The organism is Saccharothrix sabaoui (assembly GCF_051756985.1).
Taxonomy (GTDB): domain Bacteria; phylum Actinomycetota; class Actinomycetes; order Mycobacteriales; family Pseudonocardiaceae; genus Actinosynnema.
Genome location: NZ_JBPKJK010000036.1, coordinates 25,150 through 48,928, shown reverse-complemented (window position 1 = coordinate 48,928; position 23,779 = coordinate 25,150). Strand labels below are relative to the sequence as shown.

The window sequence follows — 23,779 nt, the reverse complement described above, 5'->3', positions numbered from 1 at the left end:
GGTCGACGGTCGCGCACTGGCGGAGTACCTCCTGCGCGACCCCCGGTTCCGCCGCGCGGTCGGGACCGGGAAAGAACGCCCGGTCGTGCTGGTCGGCGACCACGGCGCGCAGCGGGTCGACGTCGGAGGGTTCGGTTTCGACTTCGCCGGGGCACTGCACGCCGAGAACGACTTCAGGGACGTCTACGCGACCGCCGGAGGCTCCTGGCCCGAACCGGACGGGACGGTCCGGCACCCGGACACCCCGTTCACGAAGGTCTCCCGCCTGCGCGGCGACGACGTCCGGACGAGCCGGCTGGCCGCGGCCGACGGCAGCATGACCCTGCTCGTGGTGCGCGCACCCGGTGACGAGGTGGAGTTCCGCCGGTTGGAGGAGTGGGCGGCCAACACCAGCCGGACCGCCCTGCTCCGCGTCAACCGGGTCGACGGTGGCACGTGGCCCCGGCTGTGGGTGCCGGAGGCGATGCCGGTCGGGATCGTGGTCACCCGGAGCGGGGGCGACCTCCACCAGGTGCTGCGCCGCGACGGCGCGGAACTCGCGGTGGGCCCGGAGGTCCTGGCGCAGGTGCTCCGCGAGAACCGGGACCTGCGCGCGGCGGCGGGGCACAACCCCTACGTGCCGATCTTGTTCGGCACGCTCGACGGGCCGACGACCGGCTTGCGCGAGCTGGCCGAAGGCATGGCGGAAGGCGGCTACTCCCGTCGCTTCTTCTCACCGGTCGACAGCCTGCGGTTCGACCCGGACGGCGGGATCACCGTCGGTGAAACCGGGTTCCGCCACGTGAAGCCGATCCCACCCCGCCCCGATCAGCTGATCGGCCACCCGCACGTGCACCCCGCGACGGGCGAGGTCTACGGGCAGTTCTTCCCCGCCAAGGACTTCGACGCGGCGATCCTGGCCGTCGTGGGCGTCCGCGAGGCGGAAACCGGTCGAGACCACTACTTCCGGGGGGAGACCGCCAGCGCGCGCACCACGGCCGCGGTCCGCTCCCCCTGGCACGGCACACTGCCCTGGTTCGTCGACGGTCACGGCAGCACCGACGCCCTGCACTTCCGGATGGCCACCAACGACCCGGACGTCCCGGGTGACGTCGTCCGCCTGGACGGGGACTCCGCCGCGGACGCCATCCACGGCAGCGCCGTCTTCCAGAGCGCCGGCGTCGACCCGAGCCGGCCGATCGTGCTCAGCCACTGCCGCGTCAACGGCGTCGACCCGGGCAGCAAGGTGGCCACCACCACGGCCTACCGCCTGCGGCGCAGGTTGGAGGACCTGCGAGGAGGCCCGGCCACGGTGTACGCGGCGGACGGAGATGTCTCCCGGTCCGTGTCCGACGGCGCACGGGCAGTGCACGACGGCGGGCGCTACGGTGAAGCGCTCGGCCCGGGGGAGCAGCAGCGGCCGGTCGAGACCTTGTTCGAGCGCCGCCGCACCGGCACCGCCGGCGCGGCGATCACCATGTCGGCTCCCGCTGCCGGCTCCGCGCCCGATCCGACCGGCACGCCGGACACCGCGCCGGTCGTCTTCACCTCGCGGAACATGCCGGACTACTTCCAGCGCGGTGAGGCGCTGGGCGCCGTCGCGGCCGTCGAGGCGCGCGGGGTCGCGCACGTCATCGCGGCCCTCGGGAACCTGCTGCCCGCCACCGGGCCCGTCACGGGCACCGACCGGGTGGAACGCGCCATCACCACCCGGTTCGAGTCCCTGATGGGCACCGGCCGCACGTTCCCGGTCCAGGTGGGGAAGTCCTGGTACGAGGCGCACGTCAAGGCGGTCCTCGAACGACCCGACGACGAGTCCCGGGCGCTCACCGTCCCCTCCGCGCCGCTGAACTCGGACACGCGCTTCCAGAACGACCTGACCTCGACGAGCGTCACCGCCGAGGGCACCGCCGCGGACCTCACGGTGGCCGTGATGGTGAGCCAGGGCGCGGGCGCCTACGGAACCGTGGCGGTGCGGGTCCCCCGCGCCCACCCGCACGTCTACACCACCGCTGCGGCGGGCGTGCAGGACCAGCACTACCTGCGGTCCGGGTCGTTGACCGACGCGGTGGTCCCGGTGGTCTACACCATCACGCTCAAGGACGCGACCGGGGCCGTCGTCGGCCGGGACGTGGTGGACAGCACCACCACCGGTGGCGAGCCGGTCGACGTGCTCCTCGGAGTGCCGGACGACCTGAGCACGTTCGTCGACTCCGTCGCCCGCAGCGGACCGGTGGTGCCGGCAGACCCGGAGTGGGGGGAGAAGGTCGAGCACCCCTTCCCGGAAGCGGTCACCGGGTACGACCTCGACCGCGTCTTCGACGACGTCGCGAGCAGGCTCCACCCGTCGATCACCAAACCGGGCGCCGACGGCCGCACCGCGCTGCACGACTTCCTCAACCACACGACCATCCGCGACAACCTCATCACCATGCTCGGCGGCTGGGTCACCTCCCCGGAGCTGACCAGTCCGCACGGCGCCCACTCGGACGCGGTGCGGATGCGGGTGAGGTTGTCCGACGTCGAGTTGGTCGGGACCCACAGCGGGGGACGGCTGCGCAGCCGCGGCCAGGTGACGCACGACAGCAGAACCGCCGCGGGCATCGACTCGGGCGTCGCCCTCCGCGTGACGGCGGGGGGCGGGCTGGGTGTGCCCGTGCCGGTCGTCGCCCAAGCGGGCCTTGTCACCGGGTACTCGGCGCGCACGGTCGACAGCTCGTCGGCCGGCACTTCGGCCACCACCCGCAACGGCGTCGAGGTCACCGAGGACATCGGGCTCTACGAGGTCGGGGCCGAGGTCCTGGTGCGGCCCCCGACGGGCGACGACCTGGTCGTCCCGGTGACGACCTACCTGCGCATCCCGCTGGGCGAGGCCGCGGCCCGCGGCCTGCCCGTGCCCGCGGGCACCACCCCGTCGCCCACCACACCGGGCACTGCCGGCACCCGCTTCGAACTGCCGCACATCGCGCACGGCCTGGCCTCGGGCAGCGCCCTCGTCGGCGAGTTCGCCCTGGCGAGCCGGGTGCAGCCGCAGGTCGAGGAGGCGCTGCGCGCGTTGCCGGACTTCGAGCACTTCCTGCCCACCTGGAACCAGGAGGGCGTGCACCCGCTCAAGAGCGGGCGGAGGTTCGTCGACTTGGCCGAACAGCTGAACAACCTGCGCGAGCTGACCGCCAGGCTGTCACCCACGGCGTTGCGGGCGAGCATCGAAGAGCTCCAGGGACCCGGTGTGGCGGTCCAGCTCAAGCGGCGGGGCCTGTTCTCGACCGACTACGTCAGCGTCGTCGTCACGATCGCCCTGGGCTCCGGGGAGCACCTGGGCGAGGCAGCGGCGCACCACGTCCGCCACTACACGGCGGCCGGTCCGAAGCTGGGCACGTCGACGTCCACGACCAAGTCCGGGAGCGTCGGGTTGGAGGGGCGGTTCGGCCTCCTGCGGCGGTCGGCGGCCAGCGTCACCTCCACCTTCCAGGCCGCCGCGAGGCTGCACCGCACCAAGGGGGTGCGGACCGGGGCCGGACCGGTCGTGGAGAGCACCTCGCTGAACATCGGCCACCCGGTCGCGCAGGTGTTCCGCCACGACGCCGCCTTCCACATCACCGTCACCTCGTTCAGCCGTCCGCGTTCGTGGGTGCGCGGTGTCACCTTCGGCCTGCCCGGCCACCAAGCGCCCGAACCCCGGCTCGTCGCCCGGACCGCGCCGCCCCGCGCCGAGCACCCGGCGGGGAGCGGCGCCGCCACCGGCGGTGTGTCGGACCTGGCGCCGATCGACGGTCCCCTGCACCTGTGGCTGGAGGACGGGGCCACGACCCCGGTCGACCCGGCGGCGTTCGCACCGGGCACCCCCGAGGGAGGGCCGCTGGGAGCGACCACGACCATCGCCTCGATGCTCAACCCGGCCTCGCCGCCCCCGGCGTCCTTCGACTGGCTGCACGTCGAGGCCGTGGCGCACAACCGCGAGCTCCAGGACACCGCCCGGCGGCTGCTCGACCAAGCCGCCGGCGGTGACGCCTCGCTGACCGTGCGCGGCACCGATGCGCGCCGGCAGCTCGACCTGCTGCTCAGCCCGTCGAACGTCAAGGCCAACCTGCACCGCATGGCAGAGCGGGCCCTGGTGCACAACCAGTTGCACTACGGCCGCAGGGTCAAGGACCGGATCGGCGCCCTCGGTGTCTCGGTCGGGCTGAGCAACCCGCGCCTGGTGTCCGTGTCCGACAGCACCGCGTCGGAGAACTCGGTGACCGGCGGCTCCTACGCCGGCAGCCTCCAGGTCATCACCAGGGCACTGGACTTCGTCCTCGCCGTCGGGGGCACCGCACGTCCCAACAACTCGTCACCCAAGGGGCTGGGCGGAGCCAACCTGCTGGTCAGGGTCGTGCCGTGGCTGCGATCGCGGTTCAGCGCCACGCGGCTGGTCGGCGTGGTCGACCGCAACCGGCTCACCCCCGGCGACGCGCGCACCGTCCTGGTCCAAGCGGACGCCGAGTTCACCCTGGTGGCGGAGAGCCGGAACGTGAACACGTTCTCCCGGGGGGTGCTGGGCCGCGCGGGCGAGTACCTGCGCGTACCGGGGGGCGTGTTCGTGCGCGTCACCGAGCAGACCGCGGTCGAGATGGGGCTGCTGCCGGACCCGGAACCGGAACCCGTCGTCCACCCGCACCGCGACACCGATCCCTCCGGCGAGCCGGAGGGGGGCACGCTCGGGCCGTCCCCGCTGCTGGCACCCGGCAGGCCGGGTGCGCTGGGGTTCGACGTGCTCGAACCAGGCGGGCAGACCGACTTGGTCGACGTCGTGCGGAACCTGGTGGAGGAGACCAACAGGAAGACCGCCGGCTTCCTGAAGTCCCCCGTCATCCCCGACTCGGTCCTGGACGACCTGATGAACAACCTCCAGCGCCTGGTCGACTTCTCCTCGCCGACCAGCGTGAAAGCGCTGGTCGACGGTGCGCTCGACGGTGGTGTGCAGCTGCTGCTGCACCGCCCCGGCCGACTGGTGGGCAAGGACGTCTACCAGGTGACGTTGAGGGCGCGGCTCGTCGGCGAGCCCGAGTTGGTCGACGTCGTCAACGACGGCGTGGGCATCGAGCACCTCGTCATGGGCGTGCGCAGCACCGTCAAGGGAACCAGCAGGGGATCGAGCTGGAACGTGGTGCTGCGCACGCCCGCCGCCCACGCCTTCGACCCCGAACGGGGCGGGCCGGCCAACTCGCTGGGGGTCCTGCCCACCGCGGGTCTCGGTGGCGGTTCCGTCGAGAGCGCTTACCGGACCACCACCGACACGGTGATGCACCTGCGCGGCATGAAAGGCCCGATGGCCCGTCGCACGGTGCCCCTCCGGTTCGAACTGGTGGTGGAGAAGGGCGGCAAGGGCGTCGCGAGCGCGACGAGCGAGCGGGTGGAACTGCTGCTGCGCGGACCCGCCGGCCTCCTCCGGGCACACGCCGCGGACCGCCCGGAGCACCGTGCCGGCACCGGGAACCCGTCCGAGGCCGCACCCGATCGCCTCGAGGAGTGGCGGTCGGACGCGGTCGCCGCACCGCCCAAGGCGTCGGTGGCCGGCGTGGTCGGTGTGGACGACCTCAGGAAAGCCGCGATCGACGCGTTGCGCGCAGCGGCGGTCGCCGGACCGGGTGATCCGGACGCGGCACCCGCCGACGTGCGCGCGACGCTCCTGCCGGGGCTGACGGGGAAGGGCACCGCACCGCTCAACGCGCTGCTGTCCGGGCTGGGCAAGGAGCAGTTGCAGGCCGCCCTCCCGGTGCTGAGCCGGGGCGGGGAGTGGGAGGTGCCCGGCCTGCACGAGGCGTCGGTGGGGCCGTCCGACGACGCGAGCGTGAAGGTGTACGCCAAGTTGCGCGAGCCGCGGCTGGGCAGCCTGGTCGACGGCATGTACGACGTCGACATCAGCAGCGGAGCGGAGACCACCGGGAACACCGTCGTCCGCCTGGAGTCGGGCGAGACCTCCGTCGGCATCGGCTTCGGCAACTACTACCAGGTGGAGCGCAACGCCGACGGCGGCCTCGACCCCCAGCAGTCGCTGCACGTGCTGGGCAACGGGGTGGACGTCCGCGGGGTCGTCGAGGCCCTGGGCGTGTCCGCCGGCGAGGTGGGCGACCACAGGCAGTCCGACATGATCAAGCTGGGCCGCAGCGCCCTGGTCGGCTTCGACGTGGAGTACCGGGTCGTCGCGGACCTCGGCGGCGGTCGCACGGCTGTCGAGGACGTGGCCGTCCCGGGCGGCGCGGAGCTGGTCATGCCCGTCCAGGAGGCCGAGGCGCTCCTGGGCAAGCCGGTGGGCGGTCCCCTGGCGGAGGCCCAGGACGTCCTGCGCGCCGCCGCCGCGTCGTGGCGGACCGCCGAGCAGGCCGCGGACCGGGTCCGGCACCGCGCCCAGGACCTGATCCTCGAAGAAGACCGGACGAAGCAGGACGTCGAGGCGGGCGAGCGCACGCTGGCCGCGGCCGAACTGGAGCACGTGGCCGACGTGGCGGCGGTGTCGTCGTCCGCGGACGACCTCGCCGCCCGGCGGGAGCACCACGCCGAGGCCCACGCCGAGCTGGCGCGCCGACGTACCGCCTACGCCGTCGCCCTGCGGACCTGGACCAGTCGGCAGGACGCGTTGACCGATGCCCGCCGGGACCTGCCGCAGGCCCGGCAGGCCCTCGCCGACGCGCGGCAGCGGGTCGACGAGCAGCGCACCCGGGTGACCGACGTCGAGCAAGGGGTGTCGGACGTCGAGCGAGCACTGGCCGAGCAGCAGGACGAGGCCGTGCGCGTCCCGCTGCTCGCGGACCGGCACCAGCAGGAGCAGGACGCGGAAGAGGCGCGCGAAGAGCTCCGCCGACGGGAAACCCGCCTGACCGCCGCCCAGGACCGGCTGCGGGACGCCGAGAACGCGGCGCACGCGTCGGAGCAGGAGGTCGGTGCGGCGGCGCAGGTGCTCGCGGACGCCCGCGGGTTCCTCGACGCCGCCCGGGAAGCCGAGGCGTCGGCCGAGTCGGTGTCGATCGGCGCCGAGCGGACCGCGCGCGAGGCCGAGGACGCGGCCGAGCGGTCCAGGCACGAGTGGTCCCGCGCGAGGGAGGCGCACGAGGCCGCCGTGCACCGCATCGAGGACCTGCGCGCCCGGATCGACGCGGCGAAGGACGAACTGCGGCGGGCCCGGGAGGCGGCTCGGCACGAGCAGCGCACGTGGTGGTCGGCCAAGGCGGCGGTGGACCGCGCGATCGACGGGTACAACGCCCGCCCCGTGACGGCGGTCGACACGCCTGCCGTCAGCCTGACCGGTGCCGAGGACGAGCCGGTCGGCGTCGGCTTCCCGGCACCGGCCACCCACCTGGCGGACCGGCTGCCGCTCTACCGGCCACCCGCCCACGACGGCGACCGCGCCCTGGGCGTCCCCGACGTCCGACCGGGCACCACGCCTGGCGGTCCGCCGGCGCAGTGGCGCCCGTCCGTTCCCGCGCCCAGGGCACCCCGGCGCGCCCCGGCCCCGACCGATTTCAACCCCGGCCCCACCTCGGCCGGTGGCACCGCCTTCCCCGGAACGGGAACCGATACAGGGCTCTGGCAAGCGCACTACGGCACCCTGCCGGTGCCGGGCACGTCCGTGCCGCCCTACTACGTCTACGTGCGAGGCACGCCGGACGGCGCGTTCGTCACGGGTGGTGGAAGGGTCGACGGGGCGGCACTGGCCCGGTCGCTGCGCGCCCGGCCCGCGTTCCAACGGATCGATCCCCGGGTGCCGGTGCTCCTGGTGGTCGACCGGAGCCCCGACGCGCAGACGTCCCCCTTGCCGGGGGGCACCGGCCGGGTGCACGACTCCGAGGCGCACCACGTCGAGGCGCGGGCGTTCGCCGAGGAACTGCGCGGCGGTGGTCCGGCACGTCTGGTGATCACCAACTCCGAGGCCGGTCTCACCGGTGCGGAGTACGAGGTGGTGTCCGGGGTGGGACCGGGAGACATCGCGCCGCTGGTGCTGCGGGACGCGGAGAACCGGGTGTTCCTCGTCGGTTTCCCGGGGGACCTCGAACAAACCCGCCACGTCGACCACTACGCGCGTCACACCAACGTGCAAGGTCATCGCGTGACCGCCGGTGCGGACCCCCGCACCGGGCAGGTGCGGTGGAGGGACGCGCCGTGGGCCGACAGCACGGACGACGACAGGGCGCTGCCGCTCCAGGTGGTCATGCACAGCCGTCGGGGCAGGTACACCGCCCTGATCAACAGCGGCTGGAAGGCCCGCTTCGACCCCGACCCGCTCTCGCCGCTCGTGCTCGCCGCCGCCGCGCAGATCCGGCAGTGGGATGGAGCTGTGCGCAGGCCGCTGGTGGTCTTCACCGACGACCCCCTGGGCGACTACGGCCTGAACCAGCGCTTCCTGTCCTCGCTGCGCCGGTCGGAAGGTGTGCGCCGGACGTTCGAGTACTCCGGTCCCTTCACGTTCGACAGCGCCCACTTCGGCTTTCCCGTCCTGAGGGGCGGGGGCGGCTTCCGCACCGGGCCGCCCCTGAACCCGGGCGACGTCGACCACGTGGTGCACGGGGACGTCATCGGGTTCCCGACCAACCGGGCCGACATCGCGCCGATGACCGAGTTCGCCGTGGCGGTCAACACCGGCGTGGTCGAGGTCGACGGGCCGTGGCGCGGTCTGCGGCCGATCTACCTGGTGGTCCCGGCAGGCGGCGAAGGACACGCCCTGGTGCGGGAGAGCGGCGGCGGGGTCCTGGAACTCAACGGGCACGAGGTCGCGGCCTACCTCGACCACGTTCCCGAGGCGCGCGCGCTGCTCGCCACCGATCCCGACCGGCCCCTGGTGCTCATCGGACCGGGTTCCAGGAGGGTGGGCACCGGCGCGTTCGGCTACGACGTGGCGAGCGCGAGGCACCGGCAGCACGACTTCCGGCCGGTCTACACGTCCACGGCACGATCGTGGGTCGGCCGCCACGGCGTCCACCTGGAACCGGGTGCGGAGTTCGTCCCGGTCTCGGACCTGCGCGCGGGAGACGTCCGGATCACCCCCCTCACCTCCGCCAATGGTCAACCCTTCATGTTCCTGCTGCGCAAGACGGGTGACGAGGCGCTGTTCGAACAGCTTTCGGCATGGGCTTCGCAGGTCACCCCGCAATCCCTGCGGGAAGTGTCCTGGGCGGACGGCCGCTCCAGCCTCACCCCGTGGCTGCCGGGCCGGTTGCCCGTCGTCGTCCTCGGCCACCGGAACGCGGACGGCTTCCACACCGAGCGCGTCGACGGGCTCGTCCTCGACCCGGTCTCGGGCACGCGGCTCTCGGACTTCCTCGCCGACGACCCGCGGTTGCGGGCCGCCGCAGGAAGCGATCCCACCCGTCCGGTGGTGCTGTCGGCGTTGGACGGCTCGACGGTCGGCCTGCGGGACTTCGCGACCGGCATGGCCAGAGGGGGCTACTCGCGCGAGTTCTACCAGTCCGACGGCCCGCTGAACTTCCTCGCGAACGGGCGGCTGGGCGTCGGCGGTGTGGGTTTCCACCGCATGGCCCCGGTCCCGCCCGGCGCTGACGACGTGCAGGTCATCCCGATCGTCCACCCGGTGACCGGTGTCGTCGAGGGACAGATGTACCCGGCCGACGACTCGGACGCCTACAAGTTCACCGTCACCAGTCGAGCGGAGACCGCGAGGCGAGGGGGCCACTACTTCCAGATCGCGAGAACCGGTGACGGAGGCTCTGCGCTCCGGGCGCTCCAGAACCCGTGGGACACCCTCTCCTGGCGATTCCTGGGGCACGGCACTCCCGACGGCTTCGTCGTCCGACTGCGCACCGGCCATCCCCACCGAGGCGGTGACACCTTGCAGGTGCCCGGCGAGGGGGCGGCGGTGCTGTTCCGCGGCGCGTCGGTCTTCCAGACCGCGCGACCCGCGCCGGAAGGCCCCTTCCTGCTGACGCACTGCTCCATCGACCGCCGCACGAACGAATCGTTCAGCCATGCCTACCGGTTGCGGCAGAAGTGGGAGCAGGACAGCGGGACCCGGACGACCTTCTTCGCCGCCGACGCCGCCACCGCCATGTGGAGCAACGGGTGGCGCGGGGTGGACGACCCCGGGCATTACAGGGAAGTGCTGCACCCCGATGACGAGCTACCCCCCGTCGTGCCCCTGCCCCACTTCGACACCGCGACAGTCGGCAGCCTCCTGCCCCGCGTGACCAGCTCGGTCGACCCGAACCCCCGGGCGCAGGACGACGGGCCGCGGACCGCACAACCGGTCCCGGCGGACGCCGATCGGGCGTCCTCCGGCACGAGCCCGTCGCCGGTCCCCGCATCCGGGGAGTGGACGGCGGAGCGACTGCGCTCCCTCGCGGACAACGTGGACGAGGCGCTGGGCGGCACGTCCACCGAGTTCCGCGACCGCGTGTACCGGCAGGCGCAGGACGTCCTGGCGAGCGTCCTGGACCCGGCCGTGCTCGAACCGGACCTGCTCGCCACCGTCGTCGACGTCGTCGCGGCCACGATCGGCCTGCACAGCGCGGAAACGGGTCCCGACCGGGAGACCGGGGACCTCCCGTCCGAGCCGCGCGAGGAGGGCAGTGCCCGCCTGGAAGCCCTGCGGGTGGCCAGGGAGATCGCCCACGACCTCGGTGTGGCGTCCCTCGCCCCGCTGACCGACGTCTCCGAGCGGACGCCCGGACCGGAACTGTCACTGACCCACGAGCCCGGTGGCGTGCTGGAGCGGGAGCAGTTGAGGGAGGTGAACGCCCTCGCAGACCGCTTGGCGGAAGCCGCCCGAACCCGTTCCGGCCGGTACCGGGCGCCGGTGGTCCACGTGTCCGGTGACCGTGTCGTGGCCCGCTTGGTGGGGCACGTCCTGAGCGTTCGCGCGAACCGCCGAGCCGAGGCCGCCGGGGAGGTCGAGGTGGGCTTCGGTCCCGCCGCGGCGACCGGACGGGTGGACGTGCGCGTGGACTGGTCGCTGCGCCGGCTCGACACGACCTCGCGGGACCTCGGTCCGGCAGCTGTGGAGCAGGCCGGTGGCGGGGACCGCGTCGCGAGGAGCCCGCTGACCCCGGAGCGCCTCGGCCGGGACCGGGCGCTGGAGCGGGCCCGGTTGATCCTGGACGACGAGGGCTGGAGGCACAGCCGGGAATCCGACGCCGACTGGTTCACCTCCGTCGCCCCGGTGCCGACGGAGTCCGTCCGCACCGCGGTCGCCCACGCCGACGCCGCCGAGCAGGTACGAGGCGAGGACCCCTACGTCCTCGACTCGTCGACGCTCACCCCCCGCGGCATCGAGCTGCGCGCGGGCAGCGCGCGCATCGCCTACGAGACCACCGCCGTCGACGTAGGCGGTGTGCCGGTCCGCGACTTCACGGTGAAGCTGCACCTGGACCCGGCGGACGCGCAGGACCGAACGCGGGTCCACGCGAGCCCGACCCAGGTCGAGGAGGTGCGTCGTCGCGTGGAAGAGGGCGTCGCCGAGCTGTTCGGCCGGGGCAACCGCCTGCCCGGTGGGGAGCAGTTCCACGTCACGGTCCTCTTCACCGACGGGACGACCCCGGCGCACGGCCGCATCGGGGTCGTCCCGGCCGGTGAGCGGGCCGACCAGACGACCTGGCCGGTCGACATCACCCCGCAGCTCGCCGCCCACGAGATCGGCCACTTCCTCGGCCTGCGCGACGAGTACGTCGAGCACGACGACGTGAAACCCGTCTTCCAACGCCGCGAGGGTCGCGGCGCGGTCGTCTCGGACGAAGGGCTGATGGGAGAGGCGGTGCTCGACTCCTCGGCCGTCCTCAAACCCCGGCACCTCTGGCGGGTCGAGAACACCAGGCTCCAACTGGGCGCCACCCGGTTGGAGCAGGACGCGGACGACCTGCCGGCACCGCACGCGCCGGCGTCCGGCGGGTTGCAGCGCCGAGGCGCGGTAGTGCGCCGTCCACCCGGCTCCCGGGAGCGCGCCCAGGACGGGGCGCCGTCCGGGGTGCCCGATCTGGTGGTGTCGCCTGATTCCCATCAGGTCGTCATGTTCGTGGCGGGCAACGACGACGCCCTCGTGTGGGGGGCGTTGTCCGGCCGGTGGGCGGGCGTCGCCGCGTTGGCCGGAAAGATCGTCGTGTTCGTGCACGTCGCCGGCGGTAGCTTCCAGCTCGACGGCACATGGGTCGAACCGTCGAGGCTGGCTGCGGCATTGGTCGGAACCGCCGCGTACCGCGACGCGGGGCCAGGCGCACCCGTGGTGCTCGTCGTGGACAACCCGACGCGGGCGACCGACCTCCTCCGCACCTCGACGGCGTTCGCTGCCGCGCTGCACGACGGCGACGGCCCGTTCCCGGAGGTCTACTTCAACCCGGCACGGGTGAACATCGCGGACAACATGGGCGATACCCCGGTCTCCACCCAATTCGGGAGAGTGCCGAGCCCGACCGATTCGCGGTATGAAGCTCTCCCCGTCCTCACGGTGTCGACCTCCCCGGCTCCGTCGGGTGAAGTGCGTCGCAGGAATGCGGTGCGTCATCCTGGAAGACGTTCGATCTCGCCGCTGCGGCAGCGGTCCGAAGACTTGCCGGAGGTTGCGAGTCCAACGCTCTGGGGAATGCCCCAGGTGGTCAGCACGTCGTTGGGGAACGCGCCACAACTCGTGATCCCGCCGTTCGGCGATTCCCTCCAAGTGGTCGGCTCGCCGTTCGGCGACGCGCCTGAAGCAGGGCAGCCGCCGACGTGGGGGTCGTCCGGGAACGCCAACTCCCCGTCCCCGGGAGGGGGCAGCTCGCCGCACCTCGAGGTCGTGCCGCAGATCGACTACCCGTCAGGGGGGCGGCAACGGGAACGTTGGTGGCATCGCCAGATCGCCCAGTTGCGTCGTGGGTTGGGTATCCGCCAAGCGCCGCTCCAGGCACCTCCCCGTGCTGAGGGCGGTTACGGCGCCGAGTTGCCCGCCGAGATGCAGGCCGGGTACGCGAACACCGCCTTCACGTCGGGTGTGCGAGGTGAGCTGGAAGGCGCGCCGGAGCGGCACGAGTTGGCGGCCTGGAACACCGGCACTGGCACCGGGGCGAACGCGAACGTGGTGAGCGAACTGCCCACGGGGACCGATCCGACGCGCACGGGGTGGACCGAGGAGCAGGTCCACCGCGAAGCAGCTGTCGCTCGTAACCGGATGAGGTCGGCGGTAGCTCAGGACGAAGGCTGGAGAACGGCACAACAACAGGCCGAGTGGATCGTGGATCTCGTCAGCGACCACCGTTTGGCCGGCAGGTCCGCCCTGCGTGCCGACGTGGGGTACCTGGTGGCCGACCAGTTCGTGGGTACCGGTGGCTATGCCGGCGCGGTCGCGCTCGCCCGCAGGCTGGCGAACGAACTGGGCTTCGCCTCCGCGGAAGAACACGGGCGGCACGAGGTGAACGAACTGCCTTCGCCTGCTGCGCCGGACCGCTCGGGCCGCTGGACCCTGGAATCGCTCAACCACCGTGCCCTGCGCGACTTTCCCCGGCTGGGCAGGATTTCCCCCGCCCAGGCGAATGCGCTTCTGGAATCGGGCACCAACCTGCTGCGCTCTGTCGTCGATTACCGCGCGGTCTCTTCCGCCGTCGATGAGCAGATCGTGCGTTCCGCCCACGAACAAGGGCGTCAGCCGACGGACCTGTTGATGTTCCGGGTGCTCGTGGTCGTCATGGCCGAGATCGAACGCCAAGGTGACGAGCGGTCGGCGCTGCTGCTGGCGTACGGCATCGCCAAGGACCTGGGCATCGCGTTGCCGGAACCACGAGCTTTGCGCGAGGCCGAGATCAGCATCACCTACGCCCCCGGGGCCGCGGAGATGTCGGCGCAGCAGGGCGCGATGGTGCGTGCACGGTTGTCCGACCTGGTGAGGGAGGTCAACGTACGTGCACGACGCGGACCTCTCGATCTGGTGGTCAGGGTGGGCGGCCACCCCTCGGGGGTGAAGGTCGTGCTCGACCTGCTGAACCGCGACGCCCCGCACCTCGACGTCCGGCTGGTCCTGGGTCGGCCCGACGGTTTCGACGTGCACGTGGAGCGGCCTTCGAGGCTGACGCCCACCCCTTCCCCGGTGAGCGCCCGACCGGGCACGCCGTTGGCCGAACCGGACTTCGTCACCCTGGTGGGACCGGCTGGTGACGCAATCGGTGTCGGGTTCCTCTCCGGGCCGGATGCGGGAATCGTGCGCGATTCCTTCGAGGCCGGGGTCGCAGGACACCTCGTGAACGCGGCCCGGCGCGACGCGAAGTACTTCGTCGCGGTACACCACGACGCGCGCGGGTTCCATGTCCCCGATCGAACCGGGGGAGGCGGGCAGTGGCTGGACGAGGCGGGCATCGCTCGTCTGGTCACGACGCTCGTCACGACTCCGCAAACATCGGTGATGTTCGTCGCGTGCCTGTTGTCCGAACCCCGCAGACTCGAAGAAGCAATGCGTGGTTACGGCCACCAAGGAATGGTCGTGACTTTCTCGCAGAAGATCGAGTTGTCGCGCGCGGGCACCCTGAGGTTCTGGTCGGAGGATTCTGAGACACCGCCGGTGTATGACTCGGTGTTCCTGGGCGGGGAGCCGCTCGGGATCGACCTCGGGCCGAACGCCGCTTCGGCCGGCGGTATCGCCTTCTACCCCGGGTTCGCCGTCGCGGCGGGATGGAATCAGATGCACTCGCGCATGACGCCGCGCGTGTCCGGACCGAATCCCGTTCACGTGTACGCGTCGACCCGACAGGGCAGGTTCAACGTTCTCGGGAGCCCGTTCACCGGAGCCGACGTGGCCTCGGCGGTCAGTCGGTCGACCGGCGTGCTCGCGGCGGACCTGCGGACACCCGTCGTGCTGGTGGTCGTCCGGTCGGACGACGCGGACCACCTCCCGGTGGCGAGCGAGTTCGCCGGGACGCTCCGCGCACTCGGGTACGAGGGCCGGATCGAGATGACCACCACGGCGTTGCCGACCGGACTCGACCCGATCGACGTCGACGTCGACGACCGCGACCTGGTCGTCCTGTCGGCCGGTGCGGAGCCGGACGACGACGTCATGGACTACGACGACGTCATGGACTACGACGACGTCATGGACTACGACGACGTCATGGACTACGACGACGTCATGGACTACGACGACGTCATGGACTACGGCGCCGTCATGGACTACGGCGACCTGCTCGCGGATCTGGACGGCTTCCGCGCCTGGGGTGTGGAGGGCGCCGCGCCCGTCGTGGGCCTGGGGGACGGGTTCGGTCGTGGCTTCGGGCTGAGGCTGGTAGCTGATCCGGCGCTGGCCGCGCTGGTGGAGGAGTCGGCGTTGTCGTCGACCGATCACACGTTCCGCTACCTGGGTTCGGTGGCGGGCGACGGTTCGGTGTCGACGGTGTTGGCGCCGTGGGCCGCTTCGCTGGACGGCGAGGGGCCTCGGCCGTTCGTGCTGTACCTCTCGACCGAAGGCGGGATCTTCTCGGTCGGGGGAGCGTGGCTCACACCGGAGGAGGCGGCCGACGTCGTGGTGGCCCGGCCTGAGTTCGCCGCTCTGGCGAACGCGGCGGTGCGCCCCCCGCTGGTGTGGGCGTTGTCCGGTGACGCGGACGAGGCGACCGTGGTCCGGTTGCTCGACGCGGTCGTCACGTCGAGCGACGGCCTGTGGGACATGTACTGGTTCGCGGGTGACATCGGCGTCCGCCCGGGGCACGCGTTGTTGGACATCCCGGCGGGTGGGTTCTTCCGGCGCCGGTCTCCCGAAGCACTGGGGGAAGTGCTCCACATGGTCTCCGACGCGGGTGACGCCTTCGTCTTCCCCCGGTTCGGGTTGAGCGCCGAGCACGAGCGGCTCATCGGACTCCTCGTGGGCGGTGCCGGGTTGACCGACTCGTGGCTGCGCTCGCGGCCGGTGGTCGTCGTCGTCCCGACGGTGGGCGGGCGTGGCGTGATCCACGGGTTCGACGGCTCGGGGGTGGAGGTGGACGGCGCCGATCTCGCGAAGTTGCTCCTCGGGGCGGGCGGTTTCCAGGCCGGGTTGAGGGACTTGGACAGGCCCGTGGTGGTCGTGGGGGACGGGATGCGCTCCCGCCTCGATTTCGGCGGGTTCGGGTTCGACTTCGCCGGTGTGCTGCGCGAGCGAAACGATTTCCGCGATGTTTTCGTGGCGGACCTCGCCGACCTGGTCGGCGGTCCGGCCGGCGTGCGGTGGTCGCCGCAGCACAGGCCGGTGCTGGCGTCGGTGACGCGGGCCGGCGATCTTCAGACCACGGTGCTGGTCGGCGCCGACGGCGAGGCCATCGGCCTGCTGCTGCGCTCGTCCGATGACGACGAGCACGTGCGGCAGGTCGAGCAGTGGGCCGCCCGGGTAACTCCTGGGTCGTTGCGATCGTGGGTTCGGATGGTGGACAGCGCACAGGTCGACGCGCCGTGGTCGGGCGACACCGCACCCGTAGTCGTCATCCTGCCGAAGAAGGACGCGGACAAGAACCGCTTCAGCGCCGTTCTCCGGAACGGCGATCACTTCCAGGCGTCCGGGGAGGAGGTCGCCGCCGCGTTGAGCGGCGATCTCCGTTTGCGCGAAATCGCGGATTCGAATCCCCGGTCGCCACTGCTGCTCCTGGACACCGCCGTCGGGTTCGTCCACTACGAGTCCTTCGTCAAAGAGATCCGTGCCGGGGGTTATGCGCGACCGATCATCTCGCGGAACGAACCCGCCCACCTGTTGCCAGGCGGCTTGCTCGGCTTCAGCGGTCTGGACGACTGGTCGGTCACGACCTCGGAGGGCAGTTACCACTCGCGCATGATCGTGACCTACCCGCACATCGACCCCGGCACGGGGAAGGCGCACGGGCAGATCATCCCCGACCGGTTGGAGGACGTTCCGGTGCGCGCCAGTGCGCAGTCGAACGCCCTCAGGTTCCAGGTGGACCACTACGTGGAAGTGGACTTCGTGCCGGACGAGCGGGGTGTTCCCACCCGCCGGGAGCGGCAGGTCGAACTTCCCTGGAAGGGGTCGTTGCGCCAACCGTGGCAAGTGACCGTGCGGATGGACGCCGACTCCGTGTCGGCAGTTTATCGAACTCGCCGACCGCACATCTTCGGTGACAGGGTCGAAATTAACGCAGGAGGCCTGTCCGGGCTCTTCTTTCAAAATGAGCACTATCGGGGGACCGGCCCGTCGGACAAGAGGGGGCCGATCGTCTTCGACGCGTCCTGGGATGGGAGAACCGGCACGGGTAGAAACCCGCACGTCCGCCTGTCGGACAGAAAGAAAGTGCCGGTCTGGATTGTCCGGGGAGAGAGAAGCGTCGATCCGCTGACCGGGGTGTGGACGCTGGGGAGAAGCGCTGCCTTCATGCTTGGGGGCAAGCAGTATTTGACGGAAGCGGAGTCCGTGGAATTGACGGACGAGCAGGGCGCACTGATCGGTGTCGGCTATCTGGCAGGCCCTGCGGCTGCCGTGGTGAAACCTGCGTTCAGCGCCGGTGTCGCGTCGCGGATTCCGAACTTGGACGGCGCCGCCAATTTCTTCGTCGTGGTAGCGGACCACGACGAGGACGGCTTCCGCCTGCCCGTGAAAACGGGTGGTGAGGTGGTGTTGAGCGATGCCGATTTCCTCAAATTCGCCGTGAGGAGGGGAATCGCTCCGGATGCGAGGTTGGTGTTGCTGAGCTGTTCGATCGCGGATGGCGCTCCGCTGCGCGCGACGGTGCGGGGTCTCGGCCGCCGTGGCGGGTTCGTACCGTTCCCGGGCGAGGCGGAGTTGACGGCCTCAGGCGGCTTCCGCGTGCTGGAGCCCGCCTGGTCTCCACTGCGGCCCGCCGACGCGCTGGTGCTCGCCGACGCCCCTCCGGACATGGCCTCCCAGGAGGCGTCACCGGCGCACGACTCGATGTTCTTCGACGACGAGCCCATCGCGGTTGCCCCGAGGTCGAACGCCGCTTCGGCCGGACGCGATCACCGCGGCTCGTCGGGATCGACGGAACCCGGGATCGACTTGAGCGACCTGGCCGCCTCAAGTGGTCGGCACGACCCGGGCGTGTTCGACGATGTGGCTGAGCTGGTCGCCCCCGGTGTCGTCGATGTGCAGGGTCCGATGTTGGTGGACGGTTTTGGTCGTGGGTTCGGCTTGAACTTCGTGGTCGATCCGACCTTGGCCGGTTTGATCGCGGGCATGGCGGGATCGGCGACTGTCCACACGTTGCGTTATGTGGGTTCGGTGGCGGTCGACGGTTCGGTGTCGGCGACGGTGGCACCGTGGGCTGCGTCGTTGGACGACGGGCGGTCCAAGCCTTTTGTGGTGTTCGCCTCGGTGGAGGGCGGGAGTTTCCTCGTCCGAGGGCCGGAGGGGGCGACGAGGGTCTCGGCCGAGGAGATGTCCGGGCTGGTGGTGTCGCGGCCTGAGTTCGAGGCGGTGTCGGGTGCGGCGGTGCGCGGCCCGTTGGTGTGGGTGTTGTCCGGGGACGCGGACCGCGGTCTGGTGGATCGCTTGTTGGACGAGGTCGTGCGCCTGACCGGTGGCCCGTGGGACATGTACTGGTTCGCGGGTGATGTCGACGTCCGCCCGGGCCGCGTGGTGGCGGACATCCCGGAGGGTGCGGAGTTCCACCGCAGCGTGTTCCTGGACCTGGCGCACGTCGATCATCACGCGTCGGACACCGGTGATATCTTCACCTTTTCCACGCCGAGTGCCGATGAAGCTCATCGACAGCGGATGGCGACCGTGCTGGGCGCTGTCGCGGAGAGGCCGCTCAGGAATGGGGAAAAGCCGATCATCCTGAGCATCCCGACGGCGGAGCGATATGGTTTCGCCTACTCGCTCGAAGGGCGGGGCGGCGAGTTCGGCGGGGCGGACTTCGTCGATCTGATGTTCCAGTCGGAGGTTTTCCGGGAAAAGATGTCGTCACCTGGTCGACCGGTGGTCATCGTGGGTGCGAAGGCGGCGGACCTGATCGATTTCGGCGGGTTCGGGTTCGATTTCGCCGGCGCCTTGCGGACGCGTGGTGATTTCCGGAACGTCTACGTGGTCGACCCCGGCCGCCTGGTCGAAACGCCGACAGGGTTCGACTGGATGTCGGTGCTGGTATCGGTGTGGCGGGCAGGTGACCTCCGGACCGAGGCGCTGGTCAACGCCGCGGGAACGATCCGTGCCCTGCTCATGCGCTCACCAGGTGACGACGAGTACGCCCAGCAGGTGCGGGACTGGGTCGCCGGGGCCACCCCCCGCTCGCTGCAGGCATCGATCCGGGAAGCGGGCGGAATCAGAGACGACGAGCAGCGGCTCGACAACCCGCCCATCACCGTTTTCCTGTCGCCCCTGCTGGTCGGGCAGGTGAACTTCGACGTGATCGGTCGGGACGGCGAGCAGAAGAGAGTCCACAGGGTCGATGTCGCCACGGTGTTGAGCGGTGACCGGGACTTGCGCGCAATGGCTGACGCTGCCATGCGGTCGCCACTCCTGTTCGTGGGGCCCGCTCGTTTCACCCTGAACCCCGCTTTCATGGAACCTTTGCGTCGCGGTGGTTATATGCGTCGATTGTTCTCGCGAGTCGACTCCCCGGATTGGCTGCTGCAAGGGCGTCCGACCCGTGGTCGGGACAGGTGGACGGTCAGTAATGCCCGGCTGTCCGTGTACGTCGATAAGATCATGACTTATGCGCATGTCAACCATCGTGATGGCAACGTGTACGGGCAGATCGTCACCAGTCGTCCGGGTGATGCGGCGGAGTTTGCCAGTGCGCAATTGAACGCGGCTCGTTCGGGGGTCGAACACTACGTCGTGGTGGATTCTGTCCCCGATGGCCGGGAGGGCTCCTCCGAGTCTGTCGTGACATTCGATTCGCTCTGGATGCGGTCATCCGGGAGGAGATGGTTCGTCGACGGTCAGGGAGGCACCGGTCACGTCTTGGCCACTGTTCGCACTCGTTATCCGCACGTTCCGGGCGATCTGGTGGAGCTGAAGGGGGATTCGCTGGCCAATCTCATCAACATTGATGTCGATTACCGCTCGGTCGCGTCGTCCGGTGAAGATTTCTCCATCATCTTCGGTTCGTCCGCGAGCGCAATGCGAAGCGAAACGAATGGTCACAGCGTGCTCAACGTGATCGCCCACCGTCTGGCTGTTCCAGCATGGGGAGCCCGGGGCGATGTGGTGAAGGACCCGCTGACCGGGATCATGACCGTGAGGAACGGCACAGGTTTCACCGTCGCCGGGGCCCACTGGGCCAGCAGCCCATCCCGACCGGCCGATCCGTTGCCGGACGCCGCACCACCGCCGGGGACCAGGCCGGGGGACGTGGTGTTCGTCGACCTGAAGGACCACGAGGGAAACGGGGTGGGGATCGGTTTCCTGGCCGCCGAGGAGGGCGTGATCGCCCGACAGGCATTTGACCGGGGCGCAGGCCGCGGGTTTTCCGGGGGTGCGGCTGCGCCCGACTTCTTCGTGGCGGTCCACCACGACGCGGAGGGCTTCCGCGTACCGCTGAAGTCGGGCGGCACGGCCTTGATGGGACCTGCTTCGTTCACGCGGCTGCTGGCGTCCCTCGACGTGGTCGAGAACGGCGCGCCGTTGGTCTTCCTGAGCTGCGACATCACCGATGATCAAGCTGGTGAGTTGCGCCTCTGGGGGCAGAGGCACCTCCCCCGCAATTCCGTGCGCACTCTTCCGGGCAGGGTCGAACTGAACCGGTCGGGTGATGTACGGATCTGGTCTGCGGAGGAGGTGCCGCCGCTGTCGGAGGGGTCCGTGCTGCTCTTCGGCGGGATGGCCCCGCTCGCCTTCGGCGCGAATGCGGCTGTGGCCGGGGGGATCGTGTTCCCCAGTGGTCCGGAGGATGCCGTCCGGTGGCGGAACGTCCATGACGGTCTGCTGCCGATGTGGACGTCGTCCCCACGGGTGTGCGTGTACGTGACGTTCGAGGACGGGGCGTTCACGGTGCGCGGGAACCGGGTGGACGGGGCCCGGTTGGCGGCCGAGGTGGCGGCGTCACCCGGACACCCGCTCGGAACCCCCGGAATGCAGGTCGTGCTGGTCGTGGACCGGCGGGGAACGGGCGATCACGTGGTCGCGGCGCGGGAGTTCGCCGTCGCGCTGCACCGCGCCGGTCTGCACCGGTACGCCATGGTCACCGATCGACCGGTGGTGGTGGACGAGCACGGACGGGTTGACCTCCACCGTGGTGAACTGATTTCCCTTGTGCCGCCGCGGACCGAGGACATCTTCTGGGAGCCTCTCCACGACGGGCACAACCGGGAGTACGGCATGCAGTTCCCCGTCGATCGGGATCTGAGTTTTGAACTTTCGGACAGCGTCCGAGTGGCCACCGACCACTCGCTGCGCGTCGTGGCGTCGCCGACGGGCTCGGGGAGTATTTCGGTTTCCCCGGCTCCCTGGGCTGCTGCTGCGGACGGGAACCGTGCCAGGCCTTTCATGTTGCACCTGAACGCGCGGAATGGGGAAGTCCTGCTCTTGGTGGGCACTCGCCTGTTCGCCGTGACACCCGAAAAGGCGGCCCACCACGTCGCGGAGCACGAGTTCTTCCGGCGCTTCGCGGACGGAGCGGTACGACGTCCTCTCGTGGTGACCATGTTCAGCGAGCAAGCGGACGACTCGGGTCAGAGGCTGCTGACCGAGTTGATCCGCCTGATCGGGCCGCGCCCCTCCTTCGAGTACACCGGGCCGGTCAACTACATGGAGGGGTTCGGTGTACTCATCCCGTCTGGCCGCGCCTACCGGCCGGGAGTGCCGTTGTCGATGGGCGATGTGGTGCACGTGGTGTCGGACGATGGTTCAGTGGTGGTGTTTCCCGACCCCGGTCCCGGCCTGGTGGCGCAGAACCAACTCGTCACGGCCTTGTTGAGCGGTGTTCCGGTGGCGGGCCCGTGGGGCGATGCGGCGTTGTTCGTAGTTCTGCCTTCCGCCCAGCGCCACATGACGGTGTACCCGGTAGATGGCGGCGGTGTGGAGCTGAGCGGTGCGGAGTTCGGGCGCATGTGGCTGGGTGACCTGCGTCTCGCCGCCCTCCTGGGGAGCCGGTCGGGTCCGCTGGTGCTGATGGGTGACCACGCGGATCTGCGTGTGGGCTTCGGCGGGTTCGAGTTCGACTTCGCCGGCGCATTGCGGGAGACGGGTGACTTCCGCGATGTGTACGCCCTCTCCGGAGGCAGGGCACGAGTGGCCGACGGTGCGATTCGACCGGTGGAAGCCCGGTTCGAACTGGTGTCGGTGTGGCGCGCGGGCGACCTGAGCAAGATCGCGGTGCGCGGCGCGGACAATCGGGTGATCGGCTTCCTCATGCGTTCACCGGGGGACGACGAGCTGCTGCGGCAGTTGTCCGAGTGGGCTGCCGGGGTGACGCCGGAAAGCCTGCGGCGACTGCTCGTATCGGACGGCTCGGAGGAAGAGCCGCCGTGGGGCGGCGCCTCGACGCCGCTAATGATCTTCGTGACGCGGGGGCCGCACGGGTACGTCGGCTTGAACGCGGCCAACGTGCCGGTGGTGTACTCCGGAGCGGACCTGGGCGCGGTCACCTACAACGACCCCGATGTGCGCTCGGCGGCGGGTACGAAACCGGTGAAGCCGTTCCTGCTGGTTGCGCTCAACGGCGAGGTGGTCGACGGGGATGGTTTCGCGCGGGAACTGCCGAGAGGCGGCTACCACCGCTCGGTGCACTACTCGACCGGGTCGTTGAACTTCGGTGACGGCGGCCGCTTGGTGCTCCCCGGCGCCGATCGCCTCATCACGCGGAAACCGCCCGAGGACCCGGAGTACGCGGAATACCTGACGACCGAGGCGGGCACCGGCAGGGTGGTCAGGCAGTTCCTGCCGTTCTTCGAGTACGACCTGGTGGCGATGGCGGCCAGGGGGATTGCCAGGACCGCGTACCCCAGCGACTACTTCACCGTCCACGACACCCCGGCCGAAGGCGTGGCTGTGTCCGATCGGAGGTTCAGGGTGCCGTGGGCGGGGTCAGTGCCGCCGCCCTGGGAGGTCCAGGCGCACGGAACCGGAACCCAGATGGGTTTCCGGGTTCGGACCGACGTCCCGTACTTGCTGGGTGATCAGGTCTTGGTGAAAGGCGACCGGATCGCGAAGATCGTCCTAGCCAGGAAGGTGCAGGTATCGCCCGCAGGAACCCCGGTGGTACTTCTGAGCTGCTTCGCCGGCCTCGTGTCGAAGCAGGGCGTTCCCTCGTTGAACACCGAGGTGCGCCAGGCGCTCGAGGATGCGGAGGGGACCCCCGTGCTCGTGTGGGCGCCGACCGGAGCCGTGTACGAGGAAGGGGCCACAGGACTGCTTTCCTTCCGCCGTGCGGGGAACTTCGTCGAAGGGCTGTCTACGAGGAACGCGGTGCGGACGTCGGCGGTGAGGTTGCCGGATATCCGGCCGGACGTCGTAGTGTACGAAACTCTCGCCGACAACGACGGCCGTGCGGTCGGCGTGAGTTTCATGACCGGCAGCGAGGCGGAGACGCTTCGGGAAGCCGTGCGCAACGGCGCCGCCCGGAACCTCCCACTTCCTGCGGATCCCCGTCGGCGTTACGTGATGGCACCCCGCAGCGGAAAAGGGCTTGGCGTTCGGCTCAAGACCGGGCAAACCGAGTGGGTTGACGGACATTCCCTCTTGGTCCTGTTGTTCGCCATGGGGTTCGCTCCTCCCGGTACGAAGCTCACCTTTTTCAGCTGCTCGACCGCGGATGCGGTGAGCATGAGGCACTGGGGGAGGCTCGACAACCGGTCGGTGTTGGTGGAGACCGTCCCAGGTGAGGTGGAGATGTTCCGGTCGGGTGCGACCCGGGTCTGGCCGGCGGGAACGGCGCCGAGTCCTTCGGCCGATTCTGTGGTGTTCTTCGACAGGGGATGA

1 protein-coding gene (cut by a window edge) is annotated in these 23,779 nt (G+C 70.6%); it reads left to right on the top strand.

Annotated elements, in window-relative coordinates:
* A protein-coding gene (locus ACR807_RS14050) for a WXG100-like domain-containing protein (RefSeq protein ID WP_498371968.1) crosses the window boundary here: on the top strand, window positions 1-23,779 show its 3' portion. It extends 4,628 nt beyond the left edge of the window; only the last 23,779 of its 28,407 coding nucleotides appear in the window; its start codon lies beyond the left edge, outside the window; the stop codon is at window positions 23,777-23,779.